Raw genomic sequence first — 19,987 nt, 5'->3', positions numbered from 1 at the left:
TATGTTTGGGTGACTCATGGTGGTTGTACAAAATAAATTATTGTACAACCTTGGTTCTTATACTAGATTTAGTTGTACAAGGTTAATGTTTTGTACAAGGTGGTGGATTATGTCTATTCCGGTTGGTATCAGCGCTTGTGTACTTGGCCATAAAGTCCGTTTTGACGGCGGTCATAAGCAAAACCGTTTTGTGGTTGATGAGTTGGCTAACTATGTTGATTTCAGACCTGTTTGCCCTGAAATTGGTATTGGAATGACTATTCCACGTCCGACGATTCGCCTACTGCAATTACCTGACGGTGACGAGCGACTGGTGGAGGTTAAAAATCAGGACAAAGATCATACATCAAAAATGAAAGACTTTGCCCATAAGCAAGTATCAACATTTGATGAGTTGTGCGGATACGTGGTTTGTGCCAAATCGCCGACATGCGGAATGGAAAGGGTTAAGCTTTACATTCCAAATGGCAATACTGTTCCTGGAGGTACTGTTGGGGTTTATACCAAAGAATTGATGGCAAAAATGCCTTGGTTACCCATTGAAGAAGACGGCAGGTTGCAAGATCCGGTTCTGAGGGAAAACTTTGTTGCTCGTATTTTTTCCTTGAACGACTTCTATCTGTCTCTCAGAGAAAACCGCACACCAGGTGCATTCGTTGACTTTCATTCAAGATACAAGCTGGTGCTAATGGCACATAGTCCAATGGCTTATAAAAAGATGGGTCGCTTGGTTGCATCGGTTAAAGAATGGGATATGGACGAGTTTTATTACGAATATCGCCAGCAATTAATGGATGCAATAAAAGAAAGAGCAAGCAGGAAAAATAAAACCAATGTGTTGATGCACCTGCAGGGCTATTTCAAGCGTTCGCTGACCAAGCGCCAGAAGCAGGAATTGTCTGAGCTGATTGATAATTACCGTGAAGGCCATCTGCCAATTCTGGCTCCACTGGCATTAATCAAACATTACTTGAATGAATACCCTGTACCTTACTTGCAGCTACAAACATTTTTAGATCCATACCCGCAGGAGTTGAAGTTACGTTATGGATTGTGAAAGCCCAAATTATTCCATTAAAGAAGTCTCAGAAAAAACGGGGGTTAATCCGGTTACATTGCGAGCATGGCAAAGGCGTTATGGTTTACTTAACCCTCAACGCACGGAGAAAGGTCACCGCCTGTATTCTGAAAATGATATTGAGAAGATCCAACGGATACTTTCATGGCTAGAGAAAGGAGTTGCCATCGGAAAGGTGCGTCCTTTAATTGAAGGTACTGAATCGAGAGCCGGGCAAGAAAGCAAAGATACCGATCATGATGAGATTGTTATTTCGATTATGGCAGCGCTCTCTGACTGCAATCGAGCTAAATTGGATCGGTTACTGATTCAGGTAATGAAAGAGTATCCGGCTGAAGTCTTTATCAACCGGGTTGTAAATATGGTTGAAAAACAAATCAACCAGCCAACTAACCCATTGAGTAATATCCAGGCTTCATTATGGCAGTCGGTCTTGATTGAAAGGAATCTCTCGCTCATTGCTCAGTCACGAAAGCAGTCGTTGAAGCCATGCTATTTATTAAGTTTTGATAAAACAAATGGTTATAAGCTCTGGCTTAAAGCATGGAAACTGACTGACGATGGTTACAGTGTCACTGTTATGCCAGAGCTTTCGGGCAAATTAACTGCTTTGAATAGCGTCTTTGAAAAAGCAAATGTCGCTAAGGTTGTTCTCTACGGTAATACCAGCCTGAATGCCAGTGATATGACGCAATTGGAATTGCTTTTAACAAACCTGAAGCAAAAAACGGAATGCGATATTAAGTTTGCCGGCGATATTTCTCTGATTCATAAAGATTTTATAACCAGCTGTAACGCATAGGAGATGGAAATGGCTAATAGTAAGACCGGATTGGTCTGGTTTCGCGCAGATCTCCGTGTTGTAGATAACACGGCATTGACTGCAGCCTGTCAGCGCAGTGATAACGTGATAGCTATTTTCACCTCAACACCAATGCAATGGCATGAGCACAATGTCGCACCGATTCAGGTTGATTTGATTCAAAGAAGGTTGGGAGTATTGCGCAGTCAACTGGCTGAGATTGGTATTCCTTTGTTGATTTATCAAGTCGCTGATTTTGAGGCGGCGGCAAAAAGCGTTTGCGAACTGGCCCAGAAGCATCAAGTCAATCATGTGTATTGCAACAAGCAATATGAATGGAACGAACAGAATCGTGATGAGATCACCGGACATTTGCTGAGCGAGCAAGGTATAAAGTTCAGTGCATTTGATGATGCCTGCATTATTGAACCCGGAAAGGTGCAGACCAAAAATGGCGACCCTTATAAAGTATTCACACCGTTCAGAAAAGAATGGCTCCGACTGTTTCGCCATGCAATGCCAAAGGTTCAGCCTGTTCCCCAAGTAAAGAAAGAATCTGAGGAGGCAGTTAGCTCTTTGTCGGAAGCATTATTTGTTCATGACAAAATTGAATTAACCTATCCGAAAAAAGACAGTTTGCAATGGCCGGTAGATGAAGATGCTATCCGTCAAAGGTTGCGGACATTCTGTAGCGAGAAAGCTCAGATATATCATGAACAGCGGGATATTCCGGCAATAGACGGCACCAGTTGTCTGTCGCCGTATCTTACTCTTGGTGCTCTTTCTCCCCGTCAGTGTGTCAGTGCATTGCTGGAAGTCTTTCCTCATTGCTTTGATGAGCCAGAAAGCGGCGCATTCAGCTGGCTTAATGAGATTATCTGGCGTGAATTTTACCGTCATCTGATGGTGGCTTTTCCAAGACTGAGTCGGGATCAGCCATTTCAGAGCTGGACTAGAAATATCAGTTGGCGACAGTCTGAGTCGGATTTGGCGGCTTGGCAGCAGGGAAGAACCGGTTTTCCAATTGTGGATGCGGCAATGCGTCAGTTGAAGGAAACGGGCTGGATGCATAATCGGTTGAGAATGATCACCGCGAGTTTTCTAACCAAAGATTTGCTGATTAATTGGCGGGAAGGAGAGCGTTGGTTTATGTCGCAGTTGGTTGACGGTGACCTCGCAGCTAACAATGGCGGGTGGCAATGGGCGGCATCAACGGGCACAGATGCTCAGCCATATTTCAGGGTGTTTAATCCGACCACTCAGGGTGAACGCTTTGATCCTGATGGTCAGTTTATTCGTACTTGGGTACATGAATTAAAAGACGTGCCGGATAAATTTATTCATCAACCGCATTCATGGCCAGGAGCGGTTCAAATCAATTATCCCGCTCCAATTGTTGACCATAAATCAGCGCGTCTGGCAGCAATTGAAGCCTTTAAAATTGCAAAAGAACAGTTGGAAGTTTAATTGCAAATGTGACTATTAGCCCGAATGGCAGGAGGATGTATGTCAGAACAGTCAGATTCATCCATCAATAAGTTTGTCGATGTTTATAGCAAACTGTCGAAACATAATTTGGCTGATCTCCGGGCTATTTATCATCAGGATATTATTTTTGAAGATCCGGCTCATCGGGTTGTCGGCTGGCAAAACCTCGATGACTACTTCAACCGTTTGTTTAAATCGGTGAAAGAATGCCAATTCGAAATTCATGAAACCTGCTTTCAACAAGATACTGCGTATGTACAATGGACAATGACTTTCAGTCATCCTCGGCTTTCAGGCGGTAAGGCTCGTGAAGTTAAAGGTTGTTCTTGTCTTAAGTACAGGGATGGCTTGGTTATTTATCATCGTGATTACTTTGATTTAGGAGAAATGCTCTACGAAGGTATTCCGCTTGTTGGAGGGTTAATACGACGTCTTAAGGAGAACCTGTAGCTATGGAGAGTGTTTTGATAACCGGGGCAAGCTCCGGCATAGGTGAACAACTGGCAATGGATTATGCTGCCGATGGTTATTTGGTTTACGCTTGCGGTCAGTCGGAGGAGCGACTTGAAGGGTTAAAGAAATATAACCCCAACATTCATCCTATTCGCTGTAATGTCACTGAACTTGATGAAGTACATAAGGCTTTTGCTGAGCTTTCTCTTTTTCCAAACTTAATTATTTTAAATGCCGGAACTTGTGAATATATCGAGCACGGGCAAATAGATGTTGATTTATTCAAACGCATTTACGATGTGAATGTGTTTGGTCTGCTCAACTGCATTCAGGTATTGCAGGATAATTTCAGTAATAAAACGCGCCTGGTTATTGTTGGGTCTACAGCTTCGTATATCCCATTACCAAGAGCTGAAGCTTATGGTTCTTCAAAAGCGGCGGTTGCTTATATTGCTAATTCGTTAGCCGTCGATCTTGCCCCGCAAGGTGTGAAAATAACCTTGGTTAGTCCTGGTTTTGTTAAAACACCGCTGACAGATAAAAACGATTTTGCCATGCCGATGTTGGTATCTACGGAATTGGCTTCAGAGAAAATTCGTCAGGGCATCGACATGGGGAAAACCGAAATCCATTTTCCTCTGAAATTTAGTCTACTACTGAAAGTTATATCGCTGTTACCGACAAGTTTGCAGTTAGCTGTGGTTAAACGTATGACAAGGAGACAAAGATGAAGATTGCCATTATCGGTTCCGGAATCTCTGGGTTGACATGTGCGTGGCATCTCCATCGCCAGCATGATATTACGGTATATGAAGCTAACAATTATATCGGCGGGCATACGGCAACTGTTGATGTCGACGTCGCCAGTGGAAGCTATGCCATTGATACCGGTTTTATTGTGTTTAACGACAGAACCTACCCTAATTTCGAAATGCTACTTGCTGAAATCGGTATTGCCGGTCAGCCAACTGAAATGAGTTTTAGTGTTCATAATGACGTGAGTGGCCTCGAATATAATGGTCACAGCCTGTCATCTATGTTTGCCCAGAAGCGAAATCTGCTGAACCCTTCGTTTTATCACTTCATCTTTGAAATTCTCCGTTTTAATAAACTGGCAAGAGAAATTGAAATCGACAATAAAAGTCAGCTTACGTTAGGGGAGTTCCTTAATCACAATAATTTCAGCGACTATTTTTGCCAGAACTACATTCTGCCGATGGGAGCAGCGATATGGTCATCGACCTTATCTGATATGCGGGCCTTTCCCCTGGAGTTCTTCATTCGTTTCTTTCGCAATCATGGTTTGCTTGAAGTGATGAATCGTCCGCAGTGGTTTGTTATTCCCGGAGGTTCCCGAGAGTACGTAAAACGCCTGATTGTGCCATTTGCAGAAAAGATTCGACTTAATTCTCCCGTACATCGTGTATTGAGAGATGAAAGCGGTGTAATTGTTGAGTCTGCGCGGGGTAAAGAGAAATACGACCATGTGATTTTTGCCAGCCATAGCGACCAGTCGCTCAACATGCTGGGCGATGCAACTGCCGGTGAACAACGTATTCTCGGCGCGATGACCTATCAGGACAACGAAGTGGTGCTGCATACCGATACTCGGTTGTTACCTCAGTCCCGCGCTGCCTGGGCTTCCTGGAACTATCACCTTGGTCCTGAAATGGTAAACGGTCAGCACAGGGATACGCGTCTGGCATCGCTGACCTACAACATGAACATTCTGCAGGGAATTGAGGCGCCTGAGACTTTTTGTGTCACATTAAATCAAACCAGTGCGATAGACCCGGATAAGGTCCTCAAGCGTTTTGTTTATGCGCACCCGGTTTTTACTACCGAGAGTATGGCTGCGCAGCGGGCGCGATCTGAAATCAACGGCAAGCAGAATACCTGGTTCTGTGGTGCTTATTGGTATAACGGCTTTCATGAAGATGGTGTTCGCAGTGCACTGGATGTCGTTGATGCGATTAATGATAACCCCGTTGTCGCTGGTAAAAACACGAGAAAAGCAGAATCCGATTTAGTTTCGCAGCAATTGCAACATCCTCGACAAGCCGTAACGGAACAAAAAAGTCGGGAGCAGGAATATGAATAGTGCGCTTTTCGTCGGCACAGTCAGGCATCGTCGCTTCACCCCAGTAAAACATAGTTTTACTTACCCTATGTTTATGCCTTTGATCGACCTGGATGAACTTGAACAACTTCAGACTTCAGTATTTGGATTTGGTCGCAGGTTATTCAATTTTGCAAGGTTCTCTGCTGGCGACTATCTGCGCGGTCATGATGTCGGAACTAAAGCCACATTTGAGTCGCCAGAAGCACTGAAGAAAGCCGTTATCGATAAAGTCGAAGAACTTACAGGTGAGCGAACAGAGGGAAGGGTAATGCTTCTTTGCCAGCTCAGGTATGCCGGTTGCTATTTCAGTCCGCTGAATCTTTATTATCTCTACGATCAGGATGATAAATGGCGCTGGATATTGGCTGAGGTCAGCAATACGCCATGGAATGAACGTCATTACTATGCGTTACCGGCAAAAGATCATTGGGATTCAGAACGCTGGACAGAGAAGAAATCATTTCATGTCTCGCCTTTCAATCCGATGAGTCAGCAGTATTGCTGGCGCCTGACTGAGCCTGACAGCCAACTGTTGGTTCATCTTGATATCTGCTCAGCAGAGGATAACAAGAAGGTACTGGACGCCACCATGGCAATGAAGCGCCAGCCATTCACCAGCAAGGCATTATGGCAGCTCATTGCCAAAACTCCCGTTCAAACAATAAAAGTTGTTATTGGAATTTACTGGCAGGCTTTGCGCCTGTGGCTCAAGCGGGTGCCTTTTTACAGCCATCCGGCAAGTTGATGGTTATCACAGGGAAGTAATCCGTTAAACACAAAGGAAAACGAATTGAGGGTCTGGATATGTTGAAGAGTGAAGTAAATCAATCTGAGTTTTCGGTGAGCGGTACCGACTCGCTGGCAAGACGATTTGTGTTTGGCATTCTCCGTCAGCTTCAGGGAGCCGGGTTGACCTTAGTGGAAAAGCAGGGTGAGACTTTTTTCTTCGGAGACAAACAGGCCATCTGTCAGGGGCATCTAATCGTCAATAATCCTGCTTTGTATAAACGTATTATCAAAGGGGGAAGTATTGCTGCTGGTGAAGCCTACATTGAAGCGTGGTGGGATTCTCCTGATGTCACTGAAGTCGTTCGTGTTCTTGCAATCAACCTTAGTTTGTTGGATCGGCTGGAGAGTAAAGTCAGCTGGCTGAGTGCATTGAAGAACAAGCTAATTCATCGTCAACGCAGAAACAGTGTCGCGACAGCCAAGCAAAATATTCTTGCTCACTATGATCTGGGCAATGATTTCTACCGTACCTTTTTAGACCCGAACATGCTTTATTCTGCCGCCGTGTATGAGTCTGAAAACCAGAGCTTGTTTCAGGCGCAGATTAATAAGATGGATAGGTTGTGTCGTCAGCTTGAGTTGAGCGACAAAGACCATTTACTGGAAATCGGTACGGGTTGGGGAGCACTGGCAATACATGCAGCCAAACACTATGGCTGCAAGGTGACAACGACCACAATCTCGGATGCACAGCATCAATGGGCGAAAGAGAAGATAGAGCAGGAAGGATTAAGTGACAGGATCACGTTGTTGAAGAATGATTACCGCGACTTGAAAGGCCAATTCGACAAAATTGTGTCGGTAGAAATGGTTGAAGCTGTCGGGAAGGAGTACCTGACAACATACATAAAGAAATGTCAGTCATTGTTAAAACCCCGTGGCAAATTGGCAATTCAGGCGATAACGATAGCCGATCAGCGTTATGACAGTTACAGCAAAGGTGTGGATTTTATTCAGAAACATATCTTTCCCGGCGGTTTTTTGCCATCAATCACTACGTTGGCAAATCACTTAACGGAGCATAGTGATTTTGTCATCAGGGATATTAAAGACATTGGACAGGATTACGCCAGAACCCTGTCTGAATGGCATAAGAAGTTTAACAGTAGTATCGAAACTTTACTTACACAGGGATTTGATGAGCGGTTTATCCGGATGTGGCGTTACTACCTATGCTACTGCGAAGGTGGGTTTTTAGAGCGTCGGATCAGTACAGTTCAGCTGGTGGCAAGTCGTGTTAGCTAGCACTGTAACTGTAAACATGTCATTTGCTCAAAAGCAATGAGAATTGTCTCACAGAGCTGAGAGTGATAACGATGATACAGATTTCGGAGGTGTTATGCCTTTCCGCGAGTTACTGGCAGTAGGAACAACGTTTAACCTTTATTGGTTTATTGCCGTGCTCGGTCAGGGTGACTGGGTATGGCTACTGGCGATAATGTTACTCGTCTGCTGGTGTCTGTACCGTGACACATGGCGTTTCGCTGCAATGATTGCTGCTTTTGGCATGACGTTGGATTACCTGCTTATTGAAATGGGCGTATTCCGTTTTGATTATCCCTTCCTACCAGTGTGGCTCGCCATGCTCTGGCTTGGTTTCGGTTCATTTGTTTGGGTAATCAGGCATGTTATCGCCTCTCATTCTCCTTTGCTAATCATCTTAATTGGTGGAGTAGGTGGAGCGATGAGTTATCTGGCCGGTTATCGGTTGGGAGCTGTTGACTTGCCATTAGGTATACTGACAACAATACCTGTTGTTCTGATTATATGGACGATTTTTACTGCCTTCATTCTACTCTTTCTGCAACGTTGTGATAAAGCTCAGCGCGAGTTCAGTCAGGAGGAAGAGGTATGAAATTCCCACAATCATTTTCTGCTGCCGTGAAAGCGGTCATTGCTACTTTGTTATTACTTATTTCTTCTGTCAGTTTCGCAGCTTGGCAAAGTTGGCCAGCGGTTGGAGATGCACGGTTAAAATGGGGGCCATGGGTGATTTACGACTCTGAGCTCCGAACCCCCACTGGGTTATACAGAAATGACGTAAGCGACATTGCCTTGGTTATCAAATATCAGCGAAACATAAATAAAGATGATTTACTGAAAGCAACGGATCAGCAATGGGAGCATTTAGGGATTGCGCTAAACAAACGTAGACAATGGCTCGCTAAGCTTGATGCCATGTGGCCAGATGTCAAAAAAGGAGATCGGTTGATCTTTGTGATTCGAGGTGAAAATGGATTTTTCTATCAGGATAACCTGAGGATAGGGATCATTGAGGACAAAGAAATGTCGCTGGCATTTATCAATATCTGGTTATCACCCGAAACCGCTTATCCGACCATACGTAGTCGTCTCATTGGTAATGTATAAACTGGCAGAGGTATCATGATTCTCAAGCGATTAAAGCAATGGCTGTGGATGTTGTTTGCGGGCGTTTGGCTCTATGGGTGTTCTGCTTCTATAGAGGATTATCAGGGAACAAAGCCGGACTTTGAATTGTTTGAATACTTCGAGGGTGACATCATTGCATGGGGAATGCTCCAGGACAGAAATGGTAAGCAGACTCGTCGGTTTGAAGTTCAGATTAAAGGACGTGTTCAAGGCAATTTATTAACCCTGGAAGAAGACTTTGTTTTTGATGACGGTGAAAAGCAGCACAGAACCTGGGTGATTACACGTAACATGGACGGGCACTATATAGGTAATGCTGATGATGTAGTTGGAGAAGCTACAGGTCATGTGTCCGGTAATGATCTGAACTGGAAGTATGTATTAAGAGTTCCTGTTGATGATACTACCTACGATATTACCTTTAATGACTGGATGTTCCGCCAGGATGAGAAAAGGGTATTCAATATCGCAGAAATGACTAAATGGGGATTCAGTGTCGGTAAAGTGATTCTATTTTTTGAAAAACAGTAATGACTAAGCAGAAATGTTTAAATAGGAAGAAAAATTGTATGGAAAGGATACAATTTATCCTTTGATAGCCCGCCACAAATTTATGCGGGCTTTTTTAATGCGTTAGGTAGTTACTGCAAAGTTGTTTATGTTCATGCTTACATTGATACATGTGTTTATCTGCTGCGCTTATCAGGGATTGAATGTCGTAATAAAATGCTTCATTACGATCAATGGTGACAAAACCTACCGAAGCGGAAAAAGGAATGCTCTTAAGCGTTAGCTCTTTATTGAACACATTCGCCAGCTCATGATAAAGCTCGTAAAAATCTTCCTGATCATTGCAACTTGCCAACAAAACAAATTCATCACCACCTAAACGACCGACTATATCTGTGTGACGACTTATTTGCCTCAGCCTGCTGGCGGTTTCAACCAACACTTGATCACCAAAGATATGGCCATGTTGATCATTGATGGTTTTAAATTGGTCTATATCGATATAGAAAAGCGCAAGTAGTCCTTCTTTAACGACATCATCGAGTTCTTGCTGCAGTTTTTGACAGAATACCCGGCGGTTATAGACGTTGGTTAAAAAGTCGTAATTGGCTGACTGTAATAACTCTTGTTCTATCTCGTGTTTTTCTAATGCTACCGCACAGACGGAAGCGGCCATTTCCAGGACTTCAAGTTCGAAAGGAGTAGGTGAGGACGGGTAACTGCTGTAGGTGGCAAATGTTCCGAGAACCTTGTCTTTAGAGGAAATTATCGGAACAGACCAGCAGGAAGCAAGGTTGACCTTCTGAGTAATTTGTTTGAACTCGATCCAGTTTTGATGCTCGCTGATATTTTCTGTGATCACCTTACGCCGAAAATAGGCAGCAGCCCCACAGGCACCGACATCCGGCCCGATAGGGATGCCATCAATCGCCTTTTTATAGCTTTCCGGCAGGTTTGGGGCACATTCGCAATGCAGTGTATTGCTATTATCATCCAGCAATAAGACGGATGTCATTCTGTCACTGTAAATCTTTTCAGTAACACCAATGAGCTGTTCCAGCATTTCCTGCTTGCTCTGTCCCAGTGCGAGCATCCGCAGTATCTTATTAAAAGCTCTGTGCGCATGGAGAAGTTGATTAATCAAAATGCTTCCTTGTTCGGCTTTGTTATTATTAAAAATATTATTGTTGTTTGATTTAATTTTATAGAATAAAGAGTAAGCAACAAATAATAGTCATCGGTATGAATAAGGTTTATTTTGAAAATGTGAACTCGGTATTCTTGATGGGAATGCCGAGCGTTGTTTTACTTAAATTGTCATGCAATTAAAAAGAGAATAATAATTAACTGACGCCTCGGGACATAACGACAATTCGTTTTAAAATCCAACGCAGCAGTACCGGAATTTCTTCAACATTTTCTTCATCAGTAAATTCAACAATTGCTAATGCGACATCCGGCTTGGCATGACGCTTAAGGGCGCGGGCAATAATTTTCTTCGGTGTTACCGGACTGTCATGTGGGATACTGGCTAATTTGCGGAACAGAGGCTCAAAACCGTGTTTAAATAAAAAGTGTTCGATGTCTCTGCAAGGCAGTACTGTAAGGCGGTGTCGTTCTGCATCATTTCCTAACAGGTGGCGGACTGTTTCAGCGTATTTCTTTCCGGCCAGATCACCGTCAGCGACTAAATGCCATTCTATACCTAATCCTCTGGCTACTTTGATCAGAGGTCGCAGTCCACTTTGGGCAAACTCAATGATTTGCACGCCTTCTGCGGCCAGGTTATAGCCACAGATTCGGGCAAATTCATTAAACAGCCAGACTTCTGTTTCACCTTCGACCAGCAGCCAGGCGCGGGCAAACAGGGCATTAGGGCGATGAAGACGGACATGGAAAGCGACGCGTCGTTCTTCATCACGTGACAGCATGCGGGGGCTGATGTTATAGACGTGCGTCCGGTCCGGTTCACGGATGAGCTTGTTGATTGATTGCAACGGCACCACAGATGTCAGATCGGAGCTGTTGGTGGTCAGAATTTTCTGCATCGGCATGTTAGAGATAAATGTCCATGCCTGTTGTAGTAACGTAGGATGCAAACGGCCTTCGGGGTCTTCCAGAATCATGATAGGACGCGCAAGCCGTTTCAGCTCTACCGGGCCACGGGCGCGGATAAAAGCATTAAGCAACCCCATTAAAATTAACCGGGCCTGTTTGGTCATGTGTGGCTGCGTCAGTTGCTCCAGTGGATTTTTCGTATATTGCGCCCAGCTTGGAAAATGGACACGGTTAAACTGTGATGGGCGATTATGAGGAGCAAATGCGAAATAGTGATCCACTAGGGTTCGCAGCGCGTTAATGCTGCTTTTTATTTCATCTGAGCTGACATGTCCGGGGCGGGTCATCAGCCGCTGACAGGTGTTATCAAGCCTGCGTTGAATCCGGGCATTCTCACTGTTGTCACGGTCGCTTTTACCGTTGCCGTTACCATTCTTTCCATTGCCATTACCGTTTCCGTTATAAGCTTCTCGCCTCAGGCGGCGTGCATCACGAATGCGAACAATCGGGTGCAGCGTCATTAACTGTTTAGCTATTCTGTCTGTATCGGGGCAATGAATGATTTTGCCGTTGTTATCAAGAAACGAACGGTGAGTGATGATTTTATCGTCTTTCACGATACTGTTTATCTGATAATACAGCTCCTTTGCGGCGTCTTCACCATCAACCCAAAGCGGTGTAAAGGCTTTGTAACGGCGGGCGTTATGTTCTCCTGGGTAATCTTCACAAAAGTGGATAACGATTTGGAGTTGAGCCATTTTTTCATGCCCGGCAGCATAGTCGACATGAAAATCAGAAAATTTGAAATTATAAAAATGGGCATCAGGGGAAAGGGCAATACTGAGCGCATCGAGTAAGGATGACTTACCCCACGCGTTTTCACCGATTAACACGGTCAGCTCATCGAATGTCAGCGACAAGCGTTTTATTCCTCTGAAGCCTGATACTTCAATTCGTTTTAGCAGCATATCTCACCTCTGATATTAAGATTACAGTACCTAAGTTCTGGATGGGTATGCCGATATCACAGAACGGTAAGAAGCTATTGATACTTAATGACAAAATGGCGATTCATGAAAAGGTTGAGGTCGTCAGATGTGATTGCTATATTCCCGTGACTAAAATTGCTGGGTTCAAATCTAAGCTTTGCAGTTAGCTGAACACCCGGACAAAAACGATGAAAAGACAGGAGACGTCAGATGGCTAAGATTATCCACTCAATGGTTCGTGTAGTGGACCTAGATAAGTCGTTGAAATTTTATAAAGAAGCATTGGAACTTGATATTGCTGAGCGCTTGGATTTTGAAGGTTTCAGCCTGGTTTACCTTCGTAATGAAGAAAACGATATGGAGCTGGAGCTGACCTGGAACGAAGGCACTGAAGAAGCTTATACTCACGGTTCTGGTTATGGTCACCTTGCAGTCGCAGTTGATGATCTTGAAGCAGAACACGAGAAACTGGTTGGTTTTGGATATGAACCAGCTGAAATCAAAGAATTCTTCCGTGATGGTCAGTTACTGGCAAAGTTCTTCTTTGTTCAGGATCCTGACGGTTACAAGATTGAATTTCTGCAGCGTCACGGTCGTTACCAGTAAGCAGCTATAAGGTTATCTGCGTGACTCACAGATAATCAGTCGTCACCGCAGTACATTCTTTTCCCTGCGGTGACTGATAACTCTCCTTAAAAAGATCCCGCCAATAATTCCGATAATCATGCTGAAGATGGCAATAGCACCGGCTGGAGAAAATGAAGGCAGGGCAACAAGGAGTTGGGAGTCGTTTCCTCCTAAAGCCAAAGAAGCACCGATTCCCATTATAATTCCGGCAAAAAGATGGCTGATTAACTGTTTTGGTCTCAGTTCGTAAGATTTCAATGACAGGCGTTCTTTTGCGCTGATAGCCATTCCTGTAATTAATCCCACTATGGTGAGGTAGCGTTGAAAGGACGGCCACTTCTCACTTTCACCATGTACTCCGGCTGCTGTGATATCTTTGAGCAATTGGCTTGGAGACCATTCGGGAAGTTGATAAGTCAGAATGCTGGCGATTACGCCAAATAAAAGGATGCCAAGTAATATTGGTCTTCTTTGAGGAGGGATCCGGAAAAATATCAGAGCGATAAGTACGAAGAGAAGAACCGTAACAGTCATAGACGGGTCCATAACGGGTGAAAGGTGCTTGTATTCAATAGCAAATGACATGGATGCAAGGAAACACCAGCCGCATATCCAGCCGAGAACCGTGGCAAACATATAAATATGGCCTTTTGACAGTTTGGAAATGGTTGAGATAGAGCAGCCTTTATTGAGTGCTGCGCCCAGGCCAAAGAGCAAGCCTCCAATGGCGACAGGTATATTGGCAGCATATCTGCTTAAGGTCATTGAGATACTTTCATTGTATTGTGAAAATGGAATCAACCAGATCCAAAAGCCGCAACATAAGATAGTGGCAAGAAATCCTGGCCTTTTAGCCAGTAGCTCTTGAACGCCTCTGACCATACATAATCCTGTTTTTTGTGCGAGTGCGCCGACAAAAAATGCCAGAATGACGGGGTACAGATAGGAAATCATTTGTCGTTTGTAATGAATCTGTCGTGAAGTTGTATTAAATACTATATACCTAAGTGACCTCTGAAGAGTCGCGTCACAGATAGATTAGCAGTACATTCTGTGTAGCTCATGTAGAGGTGTGATTGGCATTCATATTCAGGCTTTACTACTGAATTAGCAAAATAAAATCGAGCTGAAGAATGTAAAATCAATTTTAGGTGTTGTTTTAAATCACATTTTGGGTTTAACCTAGAGAAATGAACTGCAAGCAATGTGACTTAAATCATATAGGAATAGATTTAGATAACACCGCGTTACTGAGGAACATCAGAGTTTTATGACATACCATCGCCCGGCGAAAATCACTTTCGCACACATTAATGACACACACTCACACTTTGAGCCGTCTTCTATCTCTTTGTCGCTGCCTGATGAGGTTCTTGATACGGAAACCTCTGTTTATGCCAGCTGCGGAGGCTTTTCGCGTGTGTCGTCGGCGGTAAAGGATGTTAAACGACAGGCTCACCTGAAAGGGCGTGAGTTTATGTTTGTTCATGCTGGTGACTGTTTCCAGGGCACATTGTTCTTCTCTTTATATAAAGGTCTGGCTAATGCAAAAATGCTGAATGCGATTGGCGTAGAAGCAATGGCATTAGGAAATCATGAGCTGGATATGGGGAACGGGATTGTGGCTGATTTTATGGATCAGGCCAATTTCCCTCTGCTTGTGGCTAACTGGAATCTCGCCGACGAAGATCAGAGCAAGCCGAATCCACTACGTGATAAACACAATGTGTATGCTTTTAATAATGAAGCTGGTCATGGTCGATTCATTGTAAAAGATGTTGCTGGAGAGCCTGTTGCTGTATTCGGACTGGCAATTGAGAACATGGCGGGTATCGCCAATCCGGATCCGGACACAAGCTTTTTGAAAGTAGTTGATGTCGCTAAAAGCACGGTTGATGCGATTCAAAAGCAGGGCATTAATAAAATTGTTCTTCTTAGCCATTTAGGATATGACCGTGATCTAGAGCTTGCAGCACAGGTTGATGGCTTGGGGGCGATTATTGGTGGTCACACTCATACCATGCAGGGTGACTTTAGTAATATTGGTTACGGTGTCACTGATTCCTACGCAACTATGGTTGAAGGTACTTGTGTCGTCCAGGCCGGATGTAATGCACTGGCTCTGGGGCAGCTTGAGCTTGATTTTAATGCTGATGGTACAGTTGAAAATGCCGGTGGTGTGAACCAGTTATTGCTGGGGCGTCAGTTCACAGTTGATGCCAGCCGCAGTGAACATCTGGATGATGATAGCCACGACGCAGTGAAATCGTATCTGAAGCAGCAGGATAATATCCGTTTCTGTACCAAAGATCCGATTATTGAAAATATGCTGAACACGGAATATCGTCCGCGTGTTCGTGAACTCCAGACACAGCATATTGCTGAAGCTGCTGAGCCTTTGCGTCATGTGCGTATTCCGGACCATCGTGGCGGTAGTCAGATTGCACCGCTGGTGGTTGACAGTTTTGTCTGGCAGGGGCGTCAGATGGGGTATGATGTCGATTTTGCCATCCATAATGCTGGTGGCGTAAGGGCATCTCTGAATCCCGGGCCGTTAACGTCAGCGGATATTGCCGGTAAGCTGCTGCCTTTTGCTATCGGGCTAATGGTTTATCAGGTAAAAGGTAAACGTGTCCGAGAGGCTCTTGAAGGCGCAATTAACAATGCGATTGATAACGGGGTAGAAGGAACCGGTAGTGGTAGTTTCCCATACACCTCTAATCTGAAATATACCTATCGTTGTTGCTCCGAGCCCGGAGCCAGAATTGAAGACTTGCAGACTTTCAAAGGCGGTCATTGGGTTGACGTGGATGATGATGCGGTTTATACCTCGATTTCGTCAGGTTACACAGCGACGGGCAAAGAAGGATATGATGCATTGCTTGATTGTGTTGTAGAACCTAAAGCGTTAAATGTAACCATGGCAGAAGCTTTTGAGCGTTATGCTAAAACGGTTGAAACATTGTCAGCACCATCAAATGCTTTGGTCTCTTATATTCCGTGTGGATGTGAACAACAGGTGGTAGCCTGAATAAAGTGATAATGAGTTAAATATAGCGAGAGTATTAATATAAATATTCTTAACTCGTCATTACATTCGTCAATCAAATGACAAAAAACGAAAAAGAAGCGTCGAATTAATGGCGCTTCTTTTGTTTTTTTGAACGCTTGTCTCATATATCGCTATAAATCAGAAACAGCTCTTACTCTATGTAAAAATAAACTAAAGGTTATTCCAAACCTGTCGATATTAAATATAAGTCGGAAATGAAATTGTGTAGAGAGGGTAAGATGAGCAGAGATTGGATAGATGTTGCAATGGTTACTGGTTGGGTTTCAGCGTGGACTGCGTTGATTTACTTTATGCCGGCTGTTGGCGTATAACATCAAAATTAAACAAAGAAGTATTTTAATGCTGTTATTCATCCGAAGTTCCTGTGTAAAGCAGGTTGGAAAAACTATGAGTATTTAAAAAGCCGAGATAATTCTCGGCTTTTTTGATGCTTGATTATGCTGAAATACTTTCTGCTTGCTCAGTATTTGCTACTTCATTTGCCAGGCGGTAAGCCGCAAGATCTTCAATTGTAAGAACTGGCATATCGAATTTCTTACCGAACTCAATAACCTCCGGCAGGCGAGCCATTGTGCCATCCGGGTTAGTCAGCTCACACAGTACACCGTAAGGCTTCAGGCCGGAAAGGCGCATCAGATCAATAGTCGCTTCTGTGTGACCACGACGAGCTAGAACACCCTCAGGATTTGCTTTAAGCGGAAATACATGACCAGGGCGGTTCAGATCAGATGGCTTCGCATCGTCAGCGATAGCCGCTTTAATAGTTGTTACGCGGTCTGCTGCGGAAACGCCGGTTGTTACACCTTCTGCTGCCTCAATGGTTACAGTGAAGCCTGTTTGGTTTGCGCTGGTGTTGTTTTCAACCATCATAGGCAGATCAAGCTGCTGAACACGCTCTTCGGTTAGGCAAAGGCATACGATGCCTGAGCATTCGCGGATCATGATTGCCATTTGTTCAGGAGTCAGTGTTTCTGCGGCAAAAATGATATCGCCTTCATTTTCACGATCTTCATCGTCAACAACAAGAACACCACGACCATTGCGAATTGCGTTCAGGCCTGCTTCAACTCGTTCGAAAGGTGTACCGTATGGGGCTAGTAGAGACTGATTCATGGTAATAGATACTCCAAATAAAAAAATACCAGAATCAGGGCATGGAATGACAGCGTTTCAGCAAGGCTGAAATAGCTTCACAGTATTACTCGTCAGGATATATAACGAGAACGCTATGCGTATAAGCTATAACCTGAGTTCAGATATAGCATTTCTACTGTGTTTTAAAAAGCAAGAGATCGGCATGATCCCCACTGATCCTCTTTCATCCGGACTATAACCGTCGGCTCTGGAATCATGCAAAAAAGCACTGAACCAGATCTGCTGACCTTAACTAACTTGAAATTAGTTAAGCGCTCGCGGGCTTTTCAAAATAAGCCATTTTTATATGATCTATTTCGAACTACCGCCGGTGGGGAATTTCACCCCGCCCTGAGAATTCTTGGAAATCTTAGGTAAATCAACATCTAGACGCAAGAGAAAGAGTTGATTTCGTATCACAAATTTGAAATTACGAGCAGATTGTTTGTTTTGTGTTCAGTGGCGAAGAGGAATTATGCTTTGTGATGTCGACTCTTGAGTTAATTATTTATTGATTGGCTATCATCCATTTTTCCGGTGAATTTATAGAGGTTTTTGACAAAAAGAGGAAGGCAATAAGTAGGTAATTGCAGAGCACCCATCAGGACGAGATAGTCAGGGCCAAGATAGCTTCCGGCGACAGTAAATGTCAGTAATACATTTCGATTTGCCGACGTAACAGCAGCAAGTAAACTCTGATCAAGGCCTGCACGACGGTAACAAAGATAACCTGCAAAAAAATACAAACCGCAGATAACCAACCCAATCAATAAGAAAAAGAAACCATCAGTGAGCGAATTATTGAAAACCTCCCGGAAAGGCCCGATTAACCCGAATGGAAAAGCCAGTACGAGAATAATCGTGACTTGCGAGAGTTTGCCGTGTACGCGATGCAATAGGTGATGTGGAATAAACCTGTAGCAAAGGGCTGAGAACAGCATAGGGCCAAAGATAAAGATTACCAACCGCTGGAGATAACTCTGCATGTCTAGTGTGAAATGCTCGTCCTGGAAAACTATCAGGTTGATACAAAGTATGATCGGCATTAATAAGGTTGAGGCAATTGTCATTGCCATGGCTTTTAATGCATCAAGGCCTACAGAACGGGCAATAGCAGGTGTGGCGAACAGCGAGCCTGTTGCAGCAACACCTGCTATAGCAAGAAGCAACTCCGGGCTGGCGTTTAATAACATAGCAACAGAGCAGCTTATCAGAGTAAGCAACGCTGAATGGAAAAGTGCGTACAGCCAGATTTCGCGATTGAACAGCTGCTTAACCAGCAATGCTTGTGGCATACCCAAAAGGGTAAAAAGCATAAGAAAGAACAGAATATAGGGCAATACAGGGAATAGGGCGAACGAGGTATCTGGAAAAAGAAAGCCTAGAATAGCTGCAACAATAAGTAAGGTTGAGGAATGCTTAGATAAGAGGCTGATCATAATTTTCACTCTTGCTTATGTTGCATCATTGTTGCGTACCAATGCGTTGGATTGCAAGCAAAACAAGAGTATGCACTAAGCACAGCTTTAATCGGAGAAATTATTCATTGTTAATGTCGTTTTAAGCGCTAAAAGAGTATGGCGGTTAACTATCGATTAACACATAAGAAAAACTAATATTGACATCTAAATATTGTCATTTTTTGCGGAAATATTAACCGGATAAAATTGCCTCAGTTCATAAATACAACAAAATGAGAGGCAATCATGGCACAGGCAATGAATTTTGATACCATCGCACATAACGCCGCAATGGAGAAAAAAGCCTATGCGGTTAACATCAAAGGATTGATTGCACACGCATTGGATATTCTCTTTGGCGCTCGTAAAGTACCAAAACAGTACAATGTATCGGATCTTCCGGTTCACCTACAAAAGGACATCGGAATCTATCGATAAGCAGTATATTGAACACCGGACATAAAGAAGACGCTGGCTGATGCCAGCGTTTTTTTTGCGCTAATAAAACTTATCTGAAGCAATTCGCCGCTTTACAGCTATGATTTTATTGTTTTTTTCCTCATAATTTTACCCAGGTTTAATTATTTACATATCGGATATGGCATTATCATGTCGTATGTGTATGAGGCACGGAGATAAATTAAGTGGGCTTTTTCTCAAAACTATTTGGATTAGGTAAAGAAACCAAAGCGGTTGAGGTTGAACCTGTTGAATACGAAGGTTACCTGATTTATCCGGAGCCTATAGCAGAAGGTGGTCAGTACCGTATTGCTGGCCGCATATGTAAAGAAATCGACGGTGAGATGAAGACTCATACATTTATCCGTTCGGATTTATTGGCCTCTAAACAAGATGCGGAAAACTTCATGTTAGAGAAAGCTAAGATGTTTATTAAGCAGACTGGCGATGACATGTTCCGTTAAAAATTGCAGAACGACAGTTTTCTAAACTATACCGGCACCTGCCGCCGGTATATTTTCTCATGATCATGGCAGGTACAACTATTGAGAAGT

The 19,987-nt window shown here is 43.7% G+C and carries 20 protein-coding genes and 1 riboswitch; of the genes, 15 read left to right on the top strand and 5 right to left on the bottom strand.

Going from position 1 to position 19,987, the window contains the following annotated elements; translation table 11 throughout:
* The first annotated feature begins 109 nt into the window (after positions 1-109).
* From AACQ93_RS21545 to AACQ93_RS21495, 11 genes are read left to right on the top strand one after another with little or no spacing between them, the layout of a single operon-like run.
* Positions 110-1,057, top strand: a complete 948-nt coding sequence (locus tag AACQ93_RS21545; RefSeq protein WP_064608719.1) for a YbgA family protein — start codon at positions 110-112, stop codon at positions 1,055-1,057.
* Positions 1,047-1,880, top strand: a complete 834-nt coding sequence (locus AACQ93_RS21540; protein WP_064608710.1) for a MerR family transcriptional regulator — start codon at positions 1,047-1,049, stop codon at positions 1,878-1,880. Before AACQ93_RS21545 ends, AACQ93_RS21540 begins: the two co-directional genes overlap by 11 nt.
* A 9-nt stretch (positions 1,881-1,889) precedes the next feature.
* The gene (phrB, locus tag AACQ93_RS21535) at positions 1,890-3,347 is read left to right on the top strand and encodes a deoxyribodipyrimidine photo-lyase (protein ID WP_064608707.1); all 1,458 of its coding nucleotides are present in this window, start codon (positions 1,890-1,892) and stop codon (positions 3,345-3,347) included.
* Between the two features lie 39 nt (positions 3,348-3,386).
* Positions 3,387-3,818 (top strand): nuclear transport factor 2 family protein, encoded by a 432-nt coding sequence (locus AACQ93_RS21530; RefSeq protein ID WP_007465688.1) that lies wholly within the window; start codon positions 3,387-3,389, stop codon positions 3,816-3,818.
* A gap of 2 nt (positions 3,819-3,820) precedes the next feature.
* Entirely contained in the window at positions 3,821-4,552 is a 732-nt protein-coding gene (locus tag AACQ93_RS21525) for an SDR family NAD(P)-dependent oxidoreductase (RefSeq protein WP_064608703.1), read from the top strand.
* Entirely contained in the window at positions 4,549-5,922 is a 1,374-nt protein-coding gene (locus AACQ93_RS21520) for an NAD(P)/FAD-dependent oxidoreductase (protein WP_064608700.1), read from the top strand. The genes AACQ93_RS21525 and AACQ93_RS21520 overlap by 4 nt, the downstream gene beginning before the upstream one ends.
* Entirely contained in the window at positions 5,915-6,688 is a 774-nt protein-coding gene (locus AACQ93_RS21515) for a DUF1365 domain-containing protein (RefSeq protein ID WP_064608697.1), read from the top strand. Before AACQ93_RS21520 ends, AACQ93_RS21515 begins: the two co-directional genes overlap by 8 nt.
* A gap of 59 nt (positions 6,689-6,747) precedes the next feature.
* Positions 6,748-7,977 (top strand): SAM-dependent methyltransferase, encoded by a 1,230-nt coding sequence (locus tag AACQ93_RS21510; protein ID WP_064608694.1) that lies wholly within the window; start codon positions 6,748-6,750, stop codon positions 7,975-7,977.
* A gap of 43 nt (positions 7,978-8,020) precedes the next feature.
* A complete protein-coding gene (locus AACQ93_RS21505; RefSeq protein ID WP_064608691.1) occupies positions 8,021-8,587 on the top strand; it encodes a DUF2878 domain-containing protein in 567 nt (188 codons plus the stop codon).
* Positions 8,584-9,102, top strand: a complete 519-nt coding sequence (locus tag AACQ93_RS21500; protein WP_064608688.1) for a chalcone isomerase family protein — start codon at positions 8,584-8,586, stop codon at positions 9,100-9,102. Before AACQ93_RS21505 ends, AACQ93_RS21500 begins: the two co-directional genes overlap by 4 nt.
* Before the next feature lie 15 nt (positions 9,103-9,117).
* Complete coding sequence (locus tag AACQ93_RS21495) at positions 9,118-9,654, top strand: DUF3833 domain-containing protein (RefSeq protein ID WP_064608685.1); 537 nt, start codon at positions 9,118-9,120, stop codon at positions 9,652-9,654.
* Positions 9,655-9,748: 94 nt separating this feature from the next.
* Here AACQ93_RS21495 and AACQ93_RS21490 read toward each other — a convergent pair whose 3' ends face one another.
* Together AACQ93_RS21490 and AACQ93_RS21485 are read right to left on the bottom strand one after the other, a co-directional pair.
* Positions 9,749-10,777 (bottom strand): sensor domain-containing diguanylate cyclase, encoded by a 1,029-nt coding sequence (locus tag AACQ93_RS21490; protein ID WP_157097625.1) that lies wholly within the window; start codon positions 10,775-10,777, stop codon positions 9,749-9,751.
* 199 nt (positions 10,778-10,976) lie between these two features.
* Positions 10,977-12,659, bottom strand: coding sequence for an ATP-dependent endonuclease (locus tag AACQ93_RS21485; protein ID WP_064608681.1), 1,683 nt, complete (start codon positions 12,657-12,659; stop codon positions 10,977-10,979).
* 231 nt (positions 12,660-12,890) lie between these two features.
* On the opposite strand from AACQ93_RS21485, the gene AACQ93_RS21480 reads away from it, so the two are divergent.
* Positions 12,891-13,286, top strand: a complete 396-nt coding sequence (locus AACQ93_RS21480; protein ID WP_064608678.1) for a VOC family protein — start codon at positions 12,891-12,893, stop codon at positions 13,284-13,286.
* A gap of 42 nt (positions 13,287-13,328) precedes the next feature.
* Here AACQ93_RS21480 and AACQ93_RS21475 read toward each other — a convergent pair whose 3' ends face one another.
* A complete protein-coding gene (locus AACQ93_RS21475; protein ID WP_064608666.1) occupies positions 13,329-14,261 on the bottom strand; it encodes a YeeE/YedE thiosulfate transporter family protein in 933 nt (310 codons plus the stop codon).
* Positions 14,262-14,577: 316 nt separating this feature from the next.
* Between AACQ93_RS21475 and AACQ93_RS21470 the strand changes: the two genes are divergently transcribed.
* Positions 14,578-16,338 (top strand): bifunctional metallophosphatase/5'-nucleotidase, encoded by a 1,761-nt coding sequence (locus AACQ93_RS21470; RefSeq protein ID WP_064608663.1) that lies wholly within the window; start codon positions 14,578-14,580, stop codon positions 16,336-16,338.
* 477 nt (positions 16,339-16,815) lie between these two features.
* Here the strand turns inward: AACQ93_RS21470 and ribB are convergent, their stop codons facing one another.
* Together ribB and AACQ93_RS21460 are read right to left on the bottom strand one after the other, a co-directional pair.
* Positions 16,816-17,493: a 3,4-dihydroxy-2-butanone-4-phosphate synthase gene (gene ribB / locus AACQ93_RS21465; protein WP_064608660.1), complete on the bottom strand. Its 678-nt coding sequence runs from the start codon at positions 17,491-17,493 to the stop codon at positions 16,816-16,818.
* A 193-nt stretch (positions 17,494-17,686) separates the two neighbouring features.
* Positions 17,687-17,877: riboswitch (FMN riboswitch) on the bottom strand.
* Between the two features lie 137 nt (positions 17,878-18,014).
* Positions 18,015-18,953 carry a hypothetical protein gene (locus tag AACQ93_RS21460; RefSeq protein ID WP_064608657.1) on the bottom strand — a complete coding sequence of 313 codons (939 nt, stop codon included), beginning with the start codon at positions 18,951-18,953 and terminating at the stop codon, positions 18,015-18,017.
* A gap of 267 nt (positions 18,954-19,220) precedes the next feature.
* Here AACQ93_RS21460 and AACQ93_RS21455 point away from each other — a divergent pair, with 267 nt between their 5' ends.
* The gene (locus tag AACQ93_RS21455; protein ID WP_064608654.1) at positions 19,221-19,412 is read left to right on the top strand and encodes a hypothetical protein; all 192 of its coding nucleotides are present in this window, start codon (positions 19,221-19,223) and stop codon (positions 19,410-19,412) included.
* 206 nt (positions 19,413-19,618) lie between these two features.
* Positions 19,619-19,897, top strand: coding sequence for an HlyU family transcriptional regulator (locus AACQ93_RS21450; RefSeq protein ID WP_064608651.1), 279 nt, complete (start codon positions 19,619-19,621; stop codon positions 19,895-19,897).
* The last annotated feature ends 90 nt before the right edge of the window (positions 19,898-19,987 follow it).

It is taken from the genome of Photobacterium sp. J15 (assembly GCF_963870815.1).
Taxonomy (GTDB): Bacteria; Pseudomonadota; Gammaproteobacteria; order Enterobacterales; family Vibrionaceae; genus Photobacterium; species Photobacterium marinum.
The sequence above is the reverse complement of the archived record's forward strand: the minus strand, read 5'-3'. Positions and strand labels throughout refer to the sequence as shown.